Source organism: Alteromonas sp. ALT199 (assembly GCF_018619335.1).
Lineage (GTDB): Bacteria > Pseudomonadota > Gammaproteobacteria > Enterobacterales > Alteromonadaceae > Alteromonas.
This window is the reverse complement of sequence record NZ_JAHHDX010000014.1, coordinates 15,241-35,260: the sequence shown is the minus strand read 5'-3', so window position 1 is coordinate 35,260 and position 20,020 is coordinate 15,241. Positions and strand designations below refer to the sequence as shown.

19 protein-coding genes and 2 pseudogenes are annotated in these 20,020 nt (G+C 44.7%); 8 read left to right on the top strand and 13 right to left on the bottom strand.

What is annotated here, in order from left to right:
- Positions 1-55: 55 nt before the first annotated feature.
- Together KL866_RS01420 and KL866_RS01415 are read left to right on the top strand one after the other, a co-directional pair.
- On the top strand, positions 56-1,747 hold the full coding sequence (locus KL866_RS01420; RefSeq protein WP_214992670.1) for a tryptophan halogenase family protein: 1,692 nt from the start codon (positions 56-58) through the stop codon (positions 1,745-1,747).
- A pseudogene (locus KL866_RS01415) lies at positions 1,725-3,229 on the top strand (tryptophan halogenase family protein). The gene KL866_RS01420 and the pseudogene KL866_RS01415 overlap by 23 nt, the downstream one beginning before the upstream one ends.
- Before the next feature lie 100 nt (positions 3,230-3,329).
- Here the strand turns inward: KL866_RS01415 and KL866_RS01410 are convergent.
- Together KL866_RS01410 and KL866_RS01405 are read right to left on the bottom strand one after the other, a co-directional pair.
- Positions 3,330-3,713 (bottom strand): annotated as a pseudogene (locus KL866_RS01410) (DUF4143 domain-containing protein); the annotation flags it as partial.
- 53 nt (positions 3,714-3,766) lie between these two features.
- Positions 3,767-4,630: a YicC/YloC family endoribonuclease gene (locus KL866_RS01405; protein WP_214992667.1), complete on the bottom strand. Its 864-nt coding sequence runs from the start codon at positions 4,628-4,630 to the stop codon at positions 3,767-3,769.
- 301 nt (positions 4,631-4,931) lie between these two features.
- Here KL866_RS01405 and rph point away from each other — a divergent pair, with 301 nt between their 5' ends.
- From rph to tusA, 3 genes are read left to right on the top strand one after another with little or no spacing between them, the layout of a single operon-like run.
- The gene (gene rph, locus KL866_RS01400; RefSeq protein WP_025257195.1) at positions 4,932-5,645 is read left to right on the top strand and encodes a ribonuclease PH; all 714 of its coding nucleotides are present in this window, start codon (positions 4,932-4,934) and stop codon (positions 5,643-5,645) included.
- 57 nt (positions 5,646-5,702) lie between these two features.
- Positions 5,703-6,344 (top strand): orotate phosphoribosyltransferase, encoded by a 642-nt coding sequence (gene pyrE, locus KL866_RS01395; RefSeq protein WP_214992664.1) that lies wholly within the window; start codon positions 5,703-5,705, stop codon positions 6,342-6,344.
- A complete protein-coding gene (gene tusA / locus KL866_RS01390; protein ID WP_214992661.1) occupies positions 6,334-6,594 on the top strand; it encodes a sulfurtransferase TusA in 261 nt (86 codons plus the stop codon). The genes pyrE and tusA overlap by 11 nt, the downstream gene beginning before the upstream one ends.
- Positions 6,595-6,646: 52 nt before the next feature.
- On the opposite strand, the gene KL866_RS01385 is transcribed toward tusA, so the two are convergent.
- The 7 genes from KL866_RS01385 to KL866_RS01355 all read right to left on the bottom strand — a co-directional run bounded on the left by KL866_RS01385 (position 6,647) and on the right by KL866_RS01355 (position 11,951).
- On the bottom strand, positions 6,647-7,450 hold the full coding sequence (locus tag KL866_RS01385) for a DUF1206 domain-containing protein (protein ID WP_214992659.1): 804 nt from the start codon (positions 7,448-7,450) through the stop codon (positions 6,647-6,649).
- Between the two features lie 117 nt (positions 7,451-7,567).
- Positions 7,568-7,756, bottom strand: coding sequence for a hypothetical protein (locus KL866_RS01380; protein ID WP_251139756.1), 189 nt, complete (start codon positions 7,754-7,756; stop codon positions 7,568-7,570).
- Between the two features lie 21 nt (positions 7,757-7,777).
- Positions 7,778-8,239 carry a hypothetical protein gene (locus KL866_RS01375; RefSeq protein WP_025257200.1) on the bottom strand — a complete coding sequence of 154 codons (462 nt, stop codon included), beginning with the start codon at positions 8,237-8,239 and terminating at the stop codon, positions 7,778-7,780.
- Positions 8,240-8,411: 172 nt separating this feature from the next.
- Positions 8,412-8,999, bottom strand: a complete 588-nt coding sequence (locus KL866_RS01370; protein ID WP_025257201.1) for a YqaA family protein — start codon at positions 8,997-8,999, stop codon at positions 8,412-8,414.
- A 24-nt stretch (positions 9,000-9,023) separates the two neighbouring features.
- A complete protein-coding gene (locus KL866_RS01365; protein ID WP_025257202.1) occupies positions 9,024-10,316 on the bottom strand; it encodes an amidohydrolase family protein in 1,293 nt (430 codons plus the stop codon).
- A gap of 161 nt (positions 10,317-10,477) precedes the next feature.
- Positions 10,478-11,104: a DUF1285 domain-containing protein gene (locus KL866_RS01360; protein WP_025257203.1), complete on the bottom strand. Its 627-nt coding sequence runs from the start codon at positions 11,102-11,104 to the stop codon at positions 10,478-10,480.
- Positions 11,091-11,951, bottom strand: coding sequence for a DUF3014 domain-containing protein (locus tag KL866_RS01355; RefSeq protein ID WP_025257204.1), 861 nt, complete (start codon positions 11,949-11,951; stop codon positions 11,091-11,093). Before KL866_RS01355 ends, KL866_RS01360 begins: the two co-directional genes overlap by 14 nt.
- Positions 11,952-12,331: 380 nt before the next feature.
- Between KL866_RS01355 and KL866_RS01350 the strand changes: the two genes are divergently transcribed.
- Together KL866_RS01350 and KL866_RS01345 are read left to right on the top strand one after the other, a co-directional pair.
- A complete protein-coding gene (locus KL866_RS01350; RefSeq protein ID WP_025257205.1) occupies positions 12,332-12,724 on the top strand; it encodes a hypothetical protein in 393 nt (130 codons plus the stop codon).
- Between the two features lie 95 nt (positions 12,725-12,819).
- On the top strand, positions 12,820-13,128 hold the full coding sequence (locus KL866_RS01345) for a DUF6482 family protein (RefSeq protein ID WP_025257206.1): 309 nt from the start codon (positions 12,820-12,822) through the stop codon (positions 13,126-13,128).
- 143 nt (positions 13,129-13,271) lie between these two features.
- On the opposite strand, the gene KL866_RS01340 is transcribed toward KL866_RS01345, so the two are convergent.
- The 4 genes from KL866_RS01340 to KL866_RS01325 form a co-directional block, all read right to left on the bottom strand.
- Entirely contained in the window at positions 13,272-14,639 is a 1,368-nt protein-coding gene (locus KL866_RS01340; protein WP_214992657.1) for an AarF/ABC1/UbiB kinase family protein, read from the bottom strand.
- 246 nt (positions 14,640-14,885) lie between these two features.
- A complete protein-coding gene (locus tag KL866_RS01335) occupies positions 14,886-15,305 on the bottom strand; it encodes a hypothetical protein (RefSeq protein WP_025257208.1) in 420 nt (139 codons plus the stop codon).
- Positions 15,306-15,616: 311 nt separating this feature from the next.
- Positions 15,617-16,201 carry a DUF6702 family protein gene (locus KL866_RS01330; RefSeq protein WP_025257209.1) on the bottom strand — a complete coding sequence of 195 codons (585 nt, stop codon included), beginning with the start codon at positions 16,199-16,201 and terminating at the stop codon, positions 15,617-15,619.
- On the bottom strand, positions 16,191-18,653 hold the full coding sequence (locus tag KL866_RS01325; RefSeq protein WP_025257210.1) for a M1 family aminopeptidase: 2,463 nt from the start codon (positions 18,651-18,653) through the stop codon (positions 16,191-16,193). Before KL866_RS01325 ends, KL866_RS01330 begins: the two co-directional genes overlap by 11 nt.
- A gap of 194 nt (positions 18,654-18,847) precedes the next feature.
- On the opposite strand from KL866_RS01325, the gene proB reads away from it, so the two are divergent.
- Positions 18,848-19,948 (top strand): glutamate 5-kinase, encoded by a 1,101-nt coding sequence (proB, locus tag KL866_RS01320; protein WP_025257211.1) that lies wholly within the window; start codon positions 18,848-18,850, stop codon positions 19,946-19,948.
- The last annotated feature ends 72 nt before the right edge of the window (positions 19,949-20,020 follow it).

The window sequence follows — 20,020 nt, the reverse complement described above, 5'->3', positions numbered from 1 at the left end:
AAAATCCGACACGTGAGAGAAACAGTGCTTTTCAAGATAGCGTGGTTATCGTTATATGAGTAATTCACAAAACCAATGCGGTCTGCATCGGGTCGTCATTGTTGGTGGTGGAACTGCAGGGTGGCTTGCTGCTGGCGTTCTTGCAGCGAAGCTTAGCGCAAAATACTCGGTTACCCTTGTTGAATCTCCTACTATCTCATCCATCGGCGTTGGTGAAGGTTCATGGCCGTCACTTCGCGATACACTTCTTGATATTGGCATTAATGAAACTGAATTTTTAACCCTATGCCAAGGTGCTTTCAAGCAAGGCTCTAGTTTTGTGAATTGGTGCAAAGGCGGGCATCGCTATCACCATCCATTCACTATTCCAACGGGCTACAACGAACTTAATATTCATGCTTGTTGGCAAGCTTTTGCGCCCGACATGCCATACGAAGACGCCTTTTCTCTACAATCGGCAATGTGTGCATTAGGCAAGGCGCCCAAGCAAATTGCCACGCCCGACTATGCCCATGTGCTTAACTACGGTTACCACTTTGACGCCATAAAGCTCGCTGATTTATTGAAAAAGCACTGTGTAGAGAAGCTGAACGTTAATCACCTTATAGGCCATATTGCTTCGGTCACTTCACATTCGAATGGCGACATTGAAAAAGTAGTAACAGAATGTGGACAAGAGGTGTTTGGCGACTTGTTTATCGATTGTTCCGGAAGCAGCGGTTTGCTTATTGATAAACATTTCAATGTACCGTGGGTACCCGTTAAGCACGCTATGCTTAACGATAGAGCCATAGCCTTGCAAGTGCCTTACGCAGACGATGATAACGAAATAAAAAGTACCACTGTGGCTACCGCCCAAACCTGCGGGTGGACGTGGGATATTGCATTACAGCACCGTCGGGGTGTTGGTCTGGTTTACTCTTCTCAATTCTCAAATGAAGAAGAGGCAAAGCAGGTCCTTATCAACTATGTTCGTGAACGTCACCCTGGTGCAAATGAGCATGAACTTGCCTTTCGCACACTGTCTTTTGAGCCTGGCTACAGGTCAAAGTTTTGGGTTAAAAACTGCTTAAGCTTAGGTATGTCCTCGGGGTTTGTTGAGCCGCTAGAAGCATCAGCGATTGCTATGGTTGAGCTTGGCTTACGTATGTTATGTGAAGCCTTTCCGCATAATAAAGATCACATGACAATAGTCAGTAAAGGCTACAATACGCGCTTTGCATACCGCTGGCAGCGAGTCATCGACTTTTTGAAGTTACATTATGTTCTTAGCGATAGAGATGAGCCTTATTGGTTAGCACAGAGAAGTGATACTTCAATTCCTGACTCCCTCGCTGAATTGCTTAAACTGTGGCAGTATCAAAGCCCTTCACGCTTAGATCTTATCGAAAACGAAGAGATTTTTCCCTCTGCCAGCTACCAATATGTTTTGTACGGAATGGGCTTTTCGACATCTGCATCGCCACTACGTTTAAACGAAAAAGATAAGCGCAAAGCCCTGTATCTTCGTGAAACGTTACAACAAACTGAAAATACGTATTTGCAGGGGTTGCCGACTAATAATGCGCTGCTTAAAGATATCGCAAAGCGCTATAACGACGAACAAAAACACCTTCACGCGCATTTTCAACGTCAGGACTATGGCCACACTTGCCCTTCAAGTGAAAGTGATCGCGCTACAAATTTAAATAACAATTCCTCTTCAGATAAAAAGGACACCTCATATGGCCGTATCGGGTTTAGATAGCAGTAACAATCAAACGCCCGTTAAGAACGTTGTTATTGCAGGTGGCGGTACTGCAGGATGGATGGCGGCAACGGCGTTGACCCGGCTTTTGGGTAAGTCGATAAAGGTTACGCTAGTCGAATCAAAAGATATTGGTATTGTGGGCGTTGGCGAAGCCACTATTCCGCCGATTAGAACCTTTCATAAGTTGCTAGGTATAGACGAAAAAGCCTTTATGCGCGCTACCCAAGCCACGTTCAAACTGGGTATAGAGTTTGAAAATTGGCGTGAACAGGGTCACAGCTATATCCACTCGTTTGGCATTACCGGAAGAGAGTGCTGGGCAGGCGAGTTTCACCACTTTTGGCTACGGGCTAAAGAATATGGTTTCGGCGGTGAATTTGGTGATTATTGCCCTGAACTGATGGCCGCTAAGCAGAATAAATTTGCTACATCAGAAGCTATGCCGCTTAACTTTGCTTATCACTTTGATGCCGTCGCCTACGGTCGATTTTTAAAATCTTTAGCTTGCGAAGCTGGGGTGACGCACAAGGAAGGAGACATAGAAAAGGTCGTTGTTTGCCCGCAATCAGGCAATATCCAGTCTCTACAATTAGCAAGCGGTGAAGTGGTAAACGGTGACTTCTTTATAGACTGTACAGGCTTTAAAGGCCTGCTTATTGAACAAGCTCTTCATACTGGATACGACGATTGGCAGCACTATTTATTTTGCGATAGAGCAGTAGCCATGCAAACAGAGCTTCCTGCCCCACCTTGCCATATACCAAAAGTGTAGCGCACGAAGCGGGGTGGCGTTGGCAGATACCGCTTAAAGAGCGCATGGGTAACGGATTGGTATTTTGTAGCCGCTTTATGAGCGATGAGGACGCCATTAATACACTCAAATCGCAGGTAACAGGTGCGCCAATTAATGAGCCGAGAGTCATTCGCTTTACTCCGGGTAAACGCAGGCGTGGTTGGAATAAAAACTGTGTAGCGTTAGGGTTATCCAGTGGCTTTATCGAGCCATTAGAGTCGACCAGCATTCACCTAATCATGACCGGCCTTATACGCCTAATGCGTTTATTCCCTTTCGATGGCATCACCCAAAGCGCAATCGACGAATACAATAAAAAGTTTGATAGCGAAATGTCGGCCATACTCGACTTCATTGTTATGCATTACAAGGTGACACAGCGCGAAGACAGTCCATTTTGGCAACAGTGCCAGCGCATGGACGTACCGCCGTCACTTACACATAAATTGGCTTTGTTCGCCGAGTCTGGCCGTGTGTTTTTAGATGATGGAGATATCTTTCGTGTCGACTCCTGGACTCAAGTATTGATGGGCCAAGGCATGACGCCCAAGCAATATCACCGCGTTGCCGATGAAATGAGTGAGCAGTCTTTAAAGCAATTTATGGCAGGATTAAAACAGCAGGTGGATAACCATGTAGCTAAACTCCCCGCGCACGAGGCCTTCTTAACACAGTATTTGAAATGAATTATTTGAAGCGTTAGTTGTTGGCGGCAGGTCGCGCGTTAACAGTGAGCCTAGCAGCTCGTAACCGAAGAGCCATCAAACGCTCTGCTAAGCAACGCTTTTACCATCTCTCAGGTAAATACTGCGTGAAATACAAAGGCATCACGATATTGGTTTTTTCTAACGCTGAAGAGCCTTGTGTACCAGTCAACTTAAAAGTTTTACTTGGATTACATTTTTCAATGTAGGATGCCAACGATTTTGCTCTTGTACGTTTACCACTTTTGACTTCAACAGCGACGATATCGCCAACATCGGTCGCCAAGATAAATTCGATTTCGGCGCGGGCGTCATTCCACGAATAGCTTGGGTCAACGCCAATAGCAGTGAACTCTTGTTGCACAAAGTTTTCAGCTACATAGCCTTTGTATTCATAGTTTTGTTGCTTAATCTCTTTATAACTGCTGCCTAGCATATGATTGAGCAGGAAAAATAAAAAAGCCCTGTATTTGCAAGCAAATAACAGGACTCTTAAGACATTTCGGGATGGGTGAAAAACTACTCAATATTCTGAATTTGCTCGCGCATCTGCTCAATCAATACTTTAAGTTCAACTGCCGATTGTGTGATGTCAGTACTGATAGATTTTGAACCTAACGTGTTTGATTCGCGGTTAAATTCCTGCATCATGAAATCTAAGCGGCGACCCACTGCCCCACCCTTTTTAAGGATATTGCGCGTTTCTTTAACGTGAGCGTTTAGGCGATCTAGCTCTTCGGCAACATCCACTTTTTGCGCAAGCATAATCATTTCTTGTTCAAAACGGCCAGCATCAAGCTCTATCTTTGCTTCTTCAAAGCGGGTTTGCACTTTTTCTCGTTGCCACACCATAATTTCAGGCATACGCGCGGCTACTTTTTCCGCTTCAACTTCAATGGCGTCTAGGCGTTGCGTGATCATACCTTTAAGGGCTTCACCTTCTGTAGCGCGGGCGCTAATAAAGTCGCTTAATGCTTGGTCAAATGCCGCCATTACATCACCATGAATGGTATCCATATCGGCTTCTTCTGCAGCAATAACCCCAGGCCAGCGCAAGACGTCAAGCGGGTTCACACCGGTTGATTGGCCATGAGACTGCACCCAGTCAGCGGCATGAAGCACCTGCTTGGCCAATTCTTCGTTTAAGCTTAGCTTGGTTACAGCAGCGTCGTTTGCGGTAAAACGCAGAGCACATTCTACTTTACCTCGAGCCAGCTTTTTACGAAAACGCTCACGTAAAACCGGCTCTAACGAGCGGAACTGTTCCGGTAGGCGAAAATACGTTTCTAAAAAGCGTTGGTTAACCGAGCGTATTTCCCATACGGCTGAGCCCCACTCTTTTTTCGTTTCTACGCGCGCAAACGCTGTCATGCTGTAAATCATAAATGTCCTTTAAATTTTACTGAAAGCCTGCAAAAACAACCCGAACGTCGTGTTGTATACGTGAATATCAAAAGCAGGTTTTCTCGTATTTCGTATATTAGCGCACATTTAGGTAATTCGATAAGCAAACATGTAAAGTTCGTTTTTAACGGCCACGGGTAATGCGTTATACTTAGGCGCAATTTCGTAGCTACTTCGAATTTATAGGGTTTTAATCGCAAATTGAGCTATCTATTGCTATATCGCTAAAAATACCTATGAATCGCTACCCTTTTTAAGCATTTACCTTGTGGAGAACACTATGCGTCCAAGCGGCAGAACCGCCAGTCAAATTCGCCCCGTTACTATTACTCGTCAGTATACCTGCCATGCAGAAGGCTCTGTTTTAGTAGAGTTTGGTAACACTAAGGTGTTGTGTAATGCGACGGTGGAAGAAGGTGTACCACGCTTTATGAAAGGCCAGGGTAAAGGTTGGGTTACCGCCGAATACAGCATGCTTCCACGTGCTACCCATACACGTAGCGGCCGTGAAGCGGCGCGCGGTAAGCAAGGTGGTCGTACGCTAGAGATTCAACGTCTAATCGCGCGCTCACTTCGCGCGGCGATTGATTTAAAACTTCTGGGTGAAAACACAATTACATTGGATTGTGATGTCATTCAGGCCGACGGCGGTACGCGTACGGCGTCAATCACAGGTGCTTGTGTTGCTCTTGTTGATGCGCTTACCTATATGCGTGCAAAAGGCATTATCAAAACAAACCCGCTTAAGCACATGATTGCTGCTCTTTCTGTGGGTATTTATGAAGGTACGCCGATCGCTGACCTTGAGTACACTGAAGACTCTGAAGCAGAAACTGACATGAACATAGTGATGACCGAAACCGGTAAACTGATTGAAGTTCAAGGTACTGCTGAGGGTGAACCCTTCTCGTTTGAAGAGCTTGATGAGCTATTGAAAATTGGTAAGCACGGCTTACGCGAATTATTCGATATTCAAAAAGCGGCGCTTGCGTAAGCGAGGCAATTAAGCGTATTTAACGCCTACGTATTAGTTAGTAATTAAGAGGTCATCATGAAAGCGTTTCAGCGTGATTTTATCGAGTTTGCCATTGAGCGTGGCGTACTAAAATTTGGCGAATTTACTTTAAAGTCTGGCCGCGTTAGCCCTTACTTTTTTAATGCGGGCTTGTTTAATCGCGGCGGCGATTTGGCCAAGCTAGGGCGTTTTTACGCTGATGCGCTAATGGATGCAGGTGTCGAATTCGATGTACTGTTTGGTCCAGCGTATAAAGGCATTCCTATTGCGACGACTACCGCCGTAGCATTGGCCGATAGCCATAACCTTGATGTGCCTTATTGCTTCAACCGTAAAGAAGCGAAGACCCACGGTGAAGGCGGCAATTTGGTAGGTAGCCCGCTTGAAGGCAAGGTTATGCTAGTGGATGACGTAATCACCGCGGGTACCGCTATTCGTGAATCGATGACGTTAATCGAACAGCAGCAGGCCAGTTTGTCTGGCGTGCTAATCGCATTAGATAGACAAGAGCGCGGTAATGGCGAACTGTCCGCCATCCAAGAAGTTGAACGTGACTTTGGCACTCAGGTCATCTCTATTGTATCGCTTGCAGATGTGGTCGCTTATCTAACTGATAAAGGCGGGTTTGATAGTGAAATCAGTGCTATCAACACCTACCGCGAAAACTATGGCATCTGATTTTGATAGCGCCTTTAGCGCAGCAAGTCAGCATTTAGATGCACTAGGCTTACGTTGCCCAGAACCGGTGATGATGGTGCGTTTAAATATTCGTAAGCTGGCCGATGGGGAAACCTTATCGGTCACGGCTGACGATCCCTCAACGGCAAGAGATATTCCCAGCTTTTGCCGCTTTATGGATCATACGCTGGTAGCGTCTCAAACAGAGACCTTGCCTTACCAATACGTTATTAAAAAAGGGCGCGCTTAAGCGCCTTTTTTACTTTCAAATTTAGGCTATTAGCACCTTCCATTTAAATGTCCTACTCTACCTTTCTGTATTTTGCCTCCAGCGCACAATAAAGGCCGAACATAACAAAGCCTGCGCCTACTGCGGCAATGAGATAAGGGCCGAAGGGCTGCTTCATTAAGGTTTCTAATGCTTTTTGTAATCCACCTGCTTGCGATGGGTTACTCAATATGGCGGCAAGGATAAAAAATCCACCTACTAAGGAATAAACGACCCCTCTCGCGGTATACCCAAGGCGTCCCGTCACTTTCACACTTTTTCTAATGCGCTGATTTAAAGCGTGTAGCGAAAACTTCTTTAAAAAGTCGGCGGTGTAAGCATGTTTGAACTGCACAACGGCAAATATAATGATGCAAAGCCCAATTGCGGCTACAAGCAACAGCCCCCATTCATATTGCATCAAAAACTCACTCACCTTCTTTCCACTGCCTTGGGATGAAGAGCTACTTTGTACTTCTAATAAGGTTTTACCCCCTGCGTATGCAGCAACAAAATAGAACGCGCCTGATATAAAGAAGAACAGCTTATTTATAATGTGAATAAACAAACTATCGTCGTCTGATTTGTCGGTAATAAAAATCTGCAGCCAACGCCAGCAGGCATAACATGCTAAGCCAAGGACAAGAATGCCTAATAAGATCTGTCCGAGTGGTTGCTCTTTAAGTGTAATAAAGACATTGGACTGAGAGGCTTTTTCACGGTTTAACGCTGTAAATACAGATGTAAGAATGAAGACACCAAGCATAACGTACATGACTGTTTTGGCGCTATACCCCGCTCTAGCGGTTATCTCTTTCCATTTAGACGAAGGTTCCACGGTGTCCTCTCATAGCTTAATTGCAAAATAAAAACGATTTGGTTACTTATTCTGTATCAAGTTATGTTCCGTTTTGCTGCAGTCTGTGCTCATACGCTCGTGAGTTAGCGTTTCAGATTAACGTTCCGAACCGTCTACAACTGCTTTTAAAAGCAGTTGTTGTAGTGTACGTTTGCTGTGAGCACAGGTGCAGTGAACGTCAGTCATGTGTAGAACTTCACCTTTAAGCATTTTTTGTAATACAGATGCTCTTACATTCAAAGAGACAAAACCGTCTTCACTTGGCATTTGTTTCGACATCATCATTCGCTCCTTTAACTGTTATTTTTAATGAACGGCTGCAGACCCAAACTGCCTGCTAATTTGAGGTTCATAGGTTTGCTCAAGAGTGTGCTGAATGGCAGTTATAAGCCTACATACAGATGGATTAGTGGCATGCAAAGGCAATATGGCAATTAACTGCTGTTGGCACTCCTGCAAAATTGCATGAGACTCTTGTTTTTTATGCTCTTGTGCGAGTAATGAAGATAAGTACATACCCATGGTACCGAATGCGAGCACATCTTCTTGTACAGCGTTAACTTGTTTTGGCGACGTAGGTTGTAGCGCACTAAGAATGACCTTAGCGGTTTCAAAGGTTTGATAGCCTAGCTCTCTGGCGTAGTCTAATTTTCCTTGTTGATGCGCCTTTTGTGTCTGCGCCTGCATAGATAAGCGATGCTGTCGCGCATTTGAAGGGTTAAGCTGTAGCCACTTTCTGTAAATTGGGCATAGACGCTGAATATTCATATAAGCACCTCCTGTTTTTTATTACATTAGTGCAAATAAGAATCATTATCAAATGTAAAGTTCAAAAAATCTATCAGTGTGATGTGAAATGGGCATCTAAGCGATAGCTGGCATCATTTAGTCGATGCTACTTTGGAAGTCTATGAACCATTAAGTTAAGGGGTTCTCTCAGTCAGGTAAGTATATTGGACAGCCACCATAGTAAGACTATCACTAGCGTAATTGCGATGACGGCTTTCATCTTGTAGCGCTTTATAAGCTGCTCTGCTTTGTCTCCTGCATAATACACCACTGCCGCAAGGCCAAAATAACGAAGAGCACGGGCAATAACCGTGGCTAGAAGGAAAAGCGGAAGTGAGTATTGAGTGGCACCAGCTGCTAACATGGCCACTTGGAAAGGAATGGGCGCGATGCCTAAGGTCATCACAAACCAAAAACCTTGGCTTTTCATTTGTTGTTTAACACTGTCGAACTGATCTTGACTAAAGAAGGTATCAATAGCCCATTGACCAACCAGGTCGAAGAGGTAATAGCCGAGGGCATAACCGAAGATAGCACCAATCACGCAGCCAACGGTGGCCATTAACGCAATTTTCCAGAGCGACTCTCGCCTAGCCTGCATTAACGGCACCATAACGGCTTCAAGCGGTATAGGAACAATGGTCGATTCTAAAAATGACGCTAAGGTAATGCCCTTTAACATATGTTTAGAATCGATGAGCTTTTTGGTTTTGTGCTTAACCTTTTTACCTAGTGCCATGTAACCTCTACCACTTTTATTTTTTTACTGCTTATAAACGACCCCGTCTTTCATTACAAAAGACACGCTTTCCATAAGCGAAATGTCGTCAAGCGGGTTGCCTTGAACCGCAACGAGGTCCGCCAACTTACCTTCTTCTAACGTACCTAGAATGTCGCTTATGCCTAATAAACTCGCACTATTAACGGTAGCGCTTATTAGTGCGTCGGCAGGTTTCATACCTGCTTCAACCATTAAAGAAAACTCTTGCGCGTTATCGCCGTGTGCTGATACGCCGCTGTCTGTACCAAAAGCAATTTTCACGCCCGCTTTGTGTGCTTGCTCAAAGGTATTTTGAATAAGTGGCCCGATAGCCGCAGCCTTTGGACGAACTAACTCAGGAAAAAAACCATCAATTTTGGCTTTATCTGCCACAAACTTTCCAGCCAAGATAGTAGGTACATAATAGGTGCCGTGCTCCTTCATTAGCTTGCGAATTTCATCGTCCATATAGGTGCCATGCTCAATAGAATCTACCCCAGCCTCAATTGCCCGCTTCATCCCTTCTTTCCCATGGGCATGCACAGCCACTGTCATGCCGTAATCTTTTGCAGTATCAACAATCGCTTCTAATTCGTCGGTCATAAACTGTGGGTTTTGGCCGCTTTTGGCTACGCTTAGTACGCCGCCAGTTGCAGTAATTTTGATTAGGTCAGCGCCATCTTGATAGCGAGTTCGTACCGCCTCGCGAGCTTCCACTTCACCATTAACCACCCCCTGTTTAGGTCCAACGTCAGGTCGAAGTAAATGAGATAAGCCATTGCTTGGGTCAGCGTGTCCGCCTGTGGTAGCAATAGACTTCGCGACAGTGTAAATTCGTGGACCTGTGGCGTAGCCCTTATTTATGGCATTTCTTAAAGCCACTGTTTCGTTATAGCCATCACCTAGGTTTCGCACAGTGGTAAAACCTGAATTTAGGGTTATTTGGGCGTAGTTTGCTGCACGCAGTGCGTAATCGGCTTCATTAAGTGAAAAGCGTTCTAAGTAAGTTTGTGGCCCGCCGTGTTGCGACGATAAATGAACATGCATATCCATAAGGCCTGGCATAACTGTTGATGAGGTTAAATCGATAACAGTGTCGCCTTCTTGCGCTTCAATAAATCCTTTCTTTATTCCTTTTATTTTGTTGTCTTCAACAACAATGGTCATTTTTTCTTGAAGTGATTTTGAGGTGCCAGTAAACACTTTTCCGGCGTGTATAAGGGTATCGGCAACCGCAGACAAAGGTGATGAGATTAGTGCGCTTGTAATCGCAAGGGTGATTAAAGGCTTTTTCATAATGTAGGTCTTCTTTTGATTGTTTTATAGACTACATCGAATGTAATGCACACAACGTGATAACGCAAAACAAAGTGCTGTAAATGACACATTGATGGCGATGAATAATGCTATGGTAGGTTACTGGCACAGAATAGCAGAGTAACAACGAAAACCATGGATTAGGGTGTTTGACTTATCTCACCCAACACAAACGTCGTACCGCTAGATTGAATACTAAATCGCGTGCCCGAACCATCTGATGTTTCGTTGGCTTGTTCTAACAGCTGGTAATAAGTGTTTTGATGCAGTCTAGCCCATAAGTTTCTGCGAACACAGATATAAGGGATAGATGTAGCTTGTGGATCCTGTATTGCTTTAGGTGGAACGCGAAGTTCAAGCTGTTCTAAGCGCTCTAAACGGACAATGTCGCCTGTCTGCGTGGTGAGTATATAAGTGCAGTCGCTAGTTGTTTCACCCTCTTGCCCAACTTCACTCGCTTCGCCGCCTTCATTCTCTTCTCTATGCCACTGAGTGATAAGAAACGGCGTGTCTTCGACTGTGATCCCTACTTTTTCAACAGGGGTGACTAAAAAGTACTTATCGCCTTCTCGCTTTAGTACTGAGGCGAAAAGCTGGACTAAGCTCGCTCGCCCGATAGGGCTGCCTTCGTAAAACCATCGACCATCAAGGGCAATTGTTAGGTTGATGTCACCGCAAAAATCAGGGTTCCATTGCTCAACAGGAGGTAAAGGGCGCGCCTTTGAAGACGTACCCTTTAACTGTTGTTGGAATCTAGTTAGATCCACGCTCTTCAACCAAGGTTTTAAGTTCACGAAGCTTCGCTTTAATACGACGCATATTATCAGGGCCTGTACGAAGTAATTGTTTCTGTGGCTCGTTTAGGTTTTCTAAGCGTTCGTCTGCATATTTATAAGCTACCGAGTCAGTATACACCTCTACAGGAACCGGTACTTCCGGTGTATCAAGAAGCTGATCAATGGCTTCTAGCAATACGCCGTTAAAGTCTTGGTCTGGATTACCAATTTCTGCAAACTTCGTCTGAATATCGCCCTTATAAATACCGTAGATATTAAGCAGCGCTTCATTATCGAACGACTCCAGCATATCTACATACGGCGTATATCGTTTATAACTTGCAGCATCAATCCACTGCTTTCCTGCTTGAGAGTATACGCGGAAGTTCTGTTCTGGCGGTGTAAGTAGCTGATGGTTTGGCGCCATCTCATCGTTCGCTAGGTTAGTTACAGAGACGACAAAGCGTTGAATAAGGCCTTCGTTAACCAGCATACGATTTACGGTTTCTTCGTCTGCAGACGAACTTTCAATTAATGACGCTTTGACTGCTGGATCGCTAGTATCTAATGGCTCTGGATCTGGCTCAACGGGCTCTGGCAGTGGCTCAACGTCGTCTTTTTCTTCAAGCTCAACGGTGGGCGCTGGTTGAGTAGGTTCAAAGATCTCTGGTTCTTCCGGTGCTGTGATTTCAGGCTCGGTCACTTCAGGTTCAGGGGTAATGACCGGCTCTGGCTTTTCGTCGCTTGGCCAAAAAACTACAGCCAGAATAACAATAAGAAGAATGCCGACAATAATAAAGTGTGGGCCTAACGATTTCTTTTCTGACGATTCGCTCATAATGACTCCGCTACAAAAATATCCTTTAGATAATACTACCAGAGATAACACCTAAATTTAGAAAATCAATCAAGAGAAATGTTCCCCCTAAATATAAATTCCTTAATTTGAACAACTTTTAACGTTGGAAAGCCACTTTTCGATTTATTTTTAGCCAAATCTAGTGGGAATTCCTTATTCTTTTACCCCGCTGCTCGCAATAAAATGTAAATGCACTGTCAAATATCAAACAATTGTTTAACAATTGCTTTTTTTATACTAATGTATTAACCAATCATCAGTAATCATATTCTAGTGCACTGTTATTTATAGTAATTAGCGAATGTATTAGAGTTCGCGACCATGTTTTTATTTTAATGTGCCCTTGTAGGATAGTCAGCGTGAGTAAATTTAGACCCTATCACCCAAAGTTACACCGAGCAGTTAAGCGTTATAGTGCGATACAGTACGTTATCGTGCTGGGGATAATGCTCTTCCTGTCTTTTAATATGCATAGCTTGCCAATGCATCACCAACTTATTGCAGTGATAACCGTGGTTGTTATGTGCATACAAAATGGGTTTATTTTATTAAGAGCAAGAGTAGCGCTTGCTGTTGAAGGGCCTCGACTGTTGATATTTCCGCTTTTGTGGGTTGCAGCGGGAATGGGTATTGCGGCGTTGGTTTATAGCGTTTTTTCCTTTGCAGCGCTAATGGTTTTAGTAAATGCAGTGCGACATAAAAATCATCGTCCACCACTTCATTTAGCAAATGAACCTGAAAACCTCGCATAGCGTATAACAGTCATTATCTCGTCCCGCTTTCATTTAATTTAAATAAAACCAAGCTGGACAAGCATAATGTGCACGCAAATTTCACGAGGTAGAAAATGCATAAGTTTTATTTTCGGGATATTCAAGAGTCGCCGACGGTTATCGATTACTTAGAAGTTCAGTCTTATGAAATGAACGTGTACTTGGTTTATCTGACCATCGATAACCAAAGCGGTATGCTTTACGACAATAAAGACAAGCCTATGCGCTTTTTTAGTGCCGGCCACATACGTGAAGCTTTTGCGAATTGTCGCGTTCAGCAGGCCGTAATGAAGCACGATACACCGTATGACGAAATGATTGGCAACCCGCCGAAAAGTAAAGAACAGATGGCTTTACCTTTTAGTATGGAATTACCCTATTAAGCGCAATGCTACTAATCACGGTACCACGCTGGGTGTAAATGACGGCGAGTTCATCCAGCGGAGTCTTCGTAGTTGATGTTCTCACTTTTTTAAGAATCACATAGCGCGTGACAGTGACTAATTTCAGATAGCGCTCAACTTTGTTAAGAGTAAAGCCATTCGCCTGCAGTTTTACGCATATCCACTTTGGCTTGTAATCGCTTAGCCAGTAAAAATAATCCACCAAGCTTTCTATGTATGAAGAGCGCGTCAACCGGCGGCGTGTGCCAAAAGTTGTGTTCCATTGTAAGCGCCATTCCTTTTTCGTGAAGCCTTGCGATTAAATCGCTTTTTCCAAAATCGTAAGCACCCTCATAGCGTATGGCTTCACAGGCTTCCATGCCTATTTCGATGACTGCATTTACTTGGCTCTGAGAATGACTGTCATCAATAAGGCCAATATTGTATGCGGCTTGCTGCATTAATGCTTTATCATTGTCTGCGGCGCTTTTAAGTAAAGTTTGGTATTGCTGAGATATAGTTTCAGGTACTTCGCGAGTGGCGCCAAAATCTAATAGAACGATTTCTTTGGTATCGGGTTTGAACTGATAGTTGGCTAAGTTAGGGTCGCTTTGCAGCAGCTTAAAGTGGAAAACTTCATTGAAAAACAAAGTCATCAATGCCGTTATTACGGCATCGCGGACTTCTTGAGGTTCATCAGTTAGCGCATCCAAATTGTGCGCCTCGATAAAGTCCATGGCTAGTACCGTACTTGTGGTAAGCGGTGCATAGGGCTTTGGAATAACAAACGCGCTTTGTCCTTCACATCGTATATCAGTGGCTTCAACTAGGTCGCGATAGCGATTTAGCATATCGGCTTCTCGTTCATAATCTGCTTCTTGGTGAAGCTGCGCTTTAGCTTCCTGTAATAGCGGGCCTATATCTAATGATTTGGGCACCAAGCCAGTAAGCTTTATAAGCGTTGCCACGTTATCTACATCGCTATCAATACTCCTTTTCACGCCAGGGTACTGTACTTTTACCGCTAACATTTTGCCGTCCATAGTAATAACTTTATGAACTTGTCCTATGGAGGCTGCGGCAACGGGGGCAAAAGAAAAATAAAGTAAGTCATCCTGCCAATTTTCGCCCCATGCCTGGTTAAGCGTGGATATGAGTTGCTCCTTTGGCATAGGGTCAGCGTCATCTCGCAACCGTCCTAAAATAGCGGCGAGTTCTTCGGGCAAAAAGTCTCCCGCATCCATAGAAATGAGTTGCCCGAGCTTCATTGCTGCGCCACGCATACTGGCAAGCTGATCGGCAATATTTGAAATATTCTTTGGTGTTAAAAGCAGCGAAGACAAGACTGGCTTCTCACCTCTTAGTAACTGGCCAGCGCCCTGAGAAACCACATTACCTGCAACCCTTCCTGCTAACGTGCCTAAGCGACCTATACGAGATAGGCGAGACGAGGGTACTGCATTACTCGAACGGGTTGGCGATTCGGGAGATCTATTTGGCTTCTCTGCCATAGGTTCACTCAGTTTTATTGAAGACGGAAAGGGACACTAATTGTTATCGTTTAAAGCATAACTTAAAAAAGTACTCTGACCCTTTATACATTTAAGTAAGGTGGCTGGATCGGGTATAAGAGTTATAAGTAACCTAATATTTTAATCAAATAGCTAAATAGTAAGGTTAAGATTACAGAATAAGGCAGAGATTTTAGAATAAGATGCAGCACCGCATAAGTGTGCGGTTTACACGGTGCTATATATTTAAATGATCTGTGAAATAAATTGAAGCACTAGGCCAATAACGCTTCCATAAGCAAATCCAGCCCAGCCGTTTGCTGTTCTGTAACGCCAAAGCGCAGCGCCAAAGAATCCGCACCATAGCATTGCAGAATAAGTCGATATAAGGCCGCCGCCCATGCCGGTATCGGGCAGAAATAGCATTACGATAAATGTCAGTGCCATAGCGCCACTTAGCAGCACCCACATGATATTTTTCTTATCAGCGAACGCATTGTTTTGTTTAATGCTCGTTGTATTTGCGCCTTTAGTTTGTTCTGCACTTTCCGCTTGCTCAGCGCGCTCTGCTGCTTTAGCTGTACGCATTTTTTTTACGCGACGCTCGCTTCTTGATTGGGTTTTCTTGACCTGAGAAGGCAACGTTGCTGTAGCGCTATTGGTCATGACTTACCTCATTAACTGGTTTTAAATAACGTATCTGTCTGCTTTTAAGGTAGTGCATGCTCGCTTAGATGACTATAAGACTTCGGTCTCACACCGACATCATTGAGTAAAACTTCTTATACGAAGAGTAAAGAGCGGCTCTTTGTGCATTCGATATGGGTATTTGCTAGCTCAGTTTTAATCAAAGGGCATGTGAGTCAGGGTATTCGAAATAGAGAACTAAAAAGTTAGCCATTAAAAAAGCCCGCCAGCATTCATCGTCGATCAACGATGAAAGCTGGTGGGCTTTTTACAAGTTACTCAGCTAAATATTAGTGATGGTTGCTGTTTTGGCTTTCAAAGCTTACTTCCAGCAAATTAACGCTGTCAGCAAAGGTTAGGGTTTTAATATCGCCCTTGCCTTCTACATTTAGCGTATTCACTTGCTTCGGCCACAAGTCGCGTAATGCATCGTGGCGAATTTTAATACCTTCAAGCACAGGCGGTTCAACAGTTTCCTGATAAACCCAAAAGTGTTTACCTTCAACTTCAAAGCCCACATCAGCAAGCGTTAACGCATTGCCTGCCGCGTTCAAAATAGCAAAATGCTTGGCAACGTAATCAGCAAACTGCTGCTGTGTTTTAACGTCATCCATAATATCTGCATGCTTGTCGAACAAAGCTTTAACCGCGTGCTCAGCATCATGCAAATTAAAGCGGTGCATTACTTCAATATTTTCTGTTCTAGGGTTGAACAGTACCGTTGTAATCGCTGCTTTTATTTGATGCGCTTGTGCCGTTGTGCTGAACGACATCGCGCTAACGAATAGCGCAGCCGCAATAGCCAACCCACTAACGCTTGCAAGCAGAGCATGAGGGCTCTGCAGCAAGCGGGCTAAAGACAACTTATTCGTCATCTTTATCCTCATCGTCAGTTTTTAGCTCGGTCTTTGAATCGTTGATAAGGTCGCGGTACTCGTAAGTATTACGAGGCTTGTTCTTATACGCTTCAATGCGAGAAGGAATGATACGGCGTGGATAGTGGTTATTTTCCACGTCTACATCCGCTGTTTCCCAATGCGGGTCAACCGTTACGCTTACCAGCTCTTTGTCTTTGTCAGTCACAATAAGCTTGCTTACGGCCTTAGGTGTACGACGCCAGATTTCCGCCGGAATGCGCATTTCTTCTTTCGTACCGTCTTCAAAGGCTAGCTCAAGAATAATCGGCATCACCAAACCACCTTTGTTGCTAAAGTCTAGCACGTAGTAGTTTTTGTCTTCTTTTACTGCACGTTCAAAGGCTTTACGCTCCCAAGGTTCAAGCTTATCAAGGAATTTCTTGTACTTGTTGCGCTCTTTGTTGGTTACGGTATAGCGGTCATTTTCGTCGTAAAAATCGCTGATATCTTCAAAACGGTCTACCCACAGCTTTTTACCTTCTTCTTTATTTCGAATATCGGTAAGTGACTTAGGTTTTTCCATTTCCGCTTCGCGCTCACGAGCAAAGTCGATATCTGGATCTTCAGTGTCTAAACGCAGCTTGTGTACGCTGTCTAGGCTAATATCTACGTGGTCTGTGGTGTAGAACCAACCACGCCAGAACCAATCTAGATCTACACCCGATGCCTCTTCCATAGTGCGGAAGAAATCAGATGGAGTTGGACGTTTAAACATCCAACGCTGTGCGTATTCTTTAAATGCGAAGTCAAATAGTTCACGGCCAAGAATCGTCTCACGAAGAATGTTTAGCGCTACTGCTGGCTTGGTGTAAGCATTTGGACCTAGGCGAAGTACCGAGTCAGACTGCGTCATAATTGGCACCTGAGTCTGAGACTTCATGTAGCCTGTAATATCACGCGGCTCTACACCCCAAGGAATTGTAGGGTCCCATTCGCGACCGGCAACGCCATCTAAGAAGCTGTTAAGACCTTCATCCATCCATGTCCACTGACGCTCGTCAGAGTTAACCGTCATTGGGAAGTAGATGTGACCCACTTCGTGGATAACAACGCCAATAAGGAAACGCTTTTCAGCAAGCGAGTAAGTGCGTGAACCATCGTCGCGAAGCTCTGTGCGCGGGCCATTGAAGGTGATCATGGGATATTCCATGCCGCCAACCGGGCCGTTTACTGATTGCGCTACAGGATATGGGTAGTCGAAGCTAAAGCGGCTGTATACATCCATTGTATGAATGATTGATTCTGTTGAATACTTCTGCCACAGCTCACCACCTTCTTTCGGGTAGAAAGACATTGCCATTACCAATGGCTGAGTGTCGCCGCCTTGCTGATAGCCACGTGCGTCCCACGCAAACTTACGTGATGAAGCCCATGCGAAATCACGTACGTTATCCGCTTTAAAGGTCCAAGTTTTAAGTTTAGTTGTACCCTCTTTTTCGTTTTCAATGGCTTCTTCTGGTGAAACGATGAAGACGATGCGGTCAGCTTTTTCTGCTTTTTTAAGGCGGTTGCGCTGTGTTTTAGTTAGTACGTCTTTTGGGTTTTGAAGCACACCTGTTGACGATACGATGTGGTCAGCCGGAACTGTGATATCTACTTCGTAGTTACCGAATTCTAGCGTGAACTCACCTCGGCCGATGAACTCTTTGTTAGTCCATGCTTCGTAATCGGTGTAAGCGGCTAAACGTGGGAACCACTGGGCCAACAAGAAGATATCGTTGCCACCTTCACGTTCGTCATCTGGGAAGTGCTCGTAACCTGCACGAGCTGACACGGCGTCTTCTTCTACAATATTAAATGCAAAATCGATATCGAACGTTACTTTACTGCCCGGCTTTAGTGGCTTAGCTAGGTCAACACGCATTAAGGTGCCAACTACTGTGTGGCGTAAGTCGTTGCCCGCTTTGTCTTCAACGCGAGAAATGGTGTAGCCCAGCTCATTGTCTTCAACAAACTGCTGACGGCGCAATGCACCCATGCTTAGCTTTGCTGGGGCATCTCCACTGGCAGCTTGCGAGCCTGGCCCACGGTTGCCTATGCCGCCAAACGTGGTAGTAAGCGCTGACATTGAATCGTCGCGGAATTTGTTTTGGTCAAGCTGGATCCACAAGTACTTAAGCGTATCTGGCGCGTTGTTGTGGTAAGTAATGGTTTCACTTGCTTCAATACGACGTTCGTTTTCAAGTAGCTTTACATCAATATCGTAATCTACTTGTTGTTGCCAATATTGATGACCGGGCTCACCAGCGGCATTGCGATACACGTTCGGAGTAGGAAGTACTTCGTCTAGCTGACGGAATTTATCTTCAAAGTCGCCTTTTGTTTGTTTTATAGCGGCGGTAGTAGGAAGAGAAATCAGCATAGACAACACTGGCGCTAGCCAGAAAAAATGTCGTTTTGCGGTGCTCATGCGGGTTCCTTGCAACTTTTAAATTAGAATTGTTATAAGATAACACTTGCCAGTATATTAAGTATGACGAGCACAATCCAATTTTTTGAGCGTATAGTAACCCTGTTTTAACGCAAAAAACTGTAACAGAACGTTTTGTTTCAGCCTTTAACTGTCGTATTCTTAAGCCCTTGTTTTTTTCTTTTCTTCCCAATATGAACCGTTTTTCATGGCAACGTGCCGTTATAAAAGTGGGCAGTGCGCTCATTGCACCTGAAGGCAACGAATGCAGTGGCCGCTACTTACTTTCCTTGGCCCGTTTTATTACCGCAAGCCGAGAGGCGGGCAAAGAAGTAATTTTGGTTTCATCTGGTAGTGTGGCTGCCGGCCGGAGCAAGGTGAGAGTAAGGCATAATGCCTCTATTGCTGAGAAGCAAGCAATGGCAGCAATTGGCCAGAACTTGATGATGGCCAACTGGCAGCGCTTTTTCGACTTCCCCTGTGCGCAGGTATTGCTAACAGCAGATGATTTACGCAATAGAACGCGCTACGTGAATATCAAAAACACCTTGCGTGAAATTTTAAATCACAATGCACTACCCATTGTGAATGAAAACGACACGGTTGCCGTTAATGAACTTAAAGTAGGCGATAACGATAACTTGGGGGCTTACACGGCATTAGTGGCGCAGGCTGACACCTTAATTATTTGTTCGGATATCGATGGTTTATTTACCGCAGACCCCAGAAAAGATGCCTCTGCGACCCTTATTCCGCAGGTAGAAAAAATAGACAGTACTATTTACGGCCTGGCCGGTGGCGCTGGCACGGCGGTAGGCACAGGTGGTATGCGTACAAAAATTGAAGCGGCGGATAAGTGCACCAGTAGCGGTATTCAGACATTGATTGTTAACGGTCGAAAAGGCGAAACCTTCGATGCTTTGCTTGAAGGCAAAGTGCCGGGGACTTTGTTTACTGCAAACAGTACACCGGCCAGCGCCCGCAGGCTTTGGCTTACGCACACCCTCAAAACCGCTGGAAAAATAGAAATTGATAGTGGCGCGAAAGAAGCACTAGTAAGAAAAGGCGCATCGCTATTACCCACTGGTATAGTAGGTGTGACTGGTTCATTTGAACAAGGGGATGCCGTTGAAGTGCTATGCGATGGAGAAATTATCGCTAAAGGTCTTTGCTTATATAACGCAAGAGACTTAACGCTTATAAAAGGGAAAAAGTCGAAAGAAATCGCCAGTGTGTTAGGTTATGAAACAAGCGATGTTGCCGTTCACCGTGACGACATGGTGCTTTATTCATAGCACTATCAATAGAATACGATATAGCGCTTAGGAGCTATATTTGTTCACTGTTTGTATTGATTGGGCAACAAC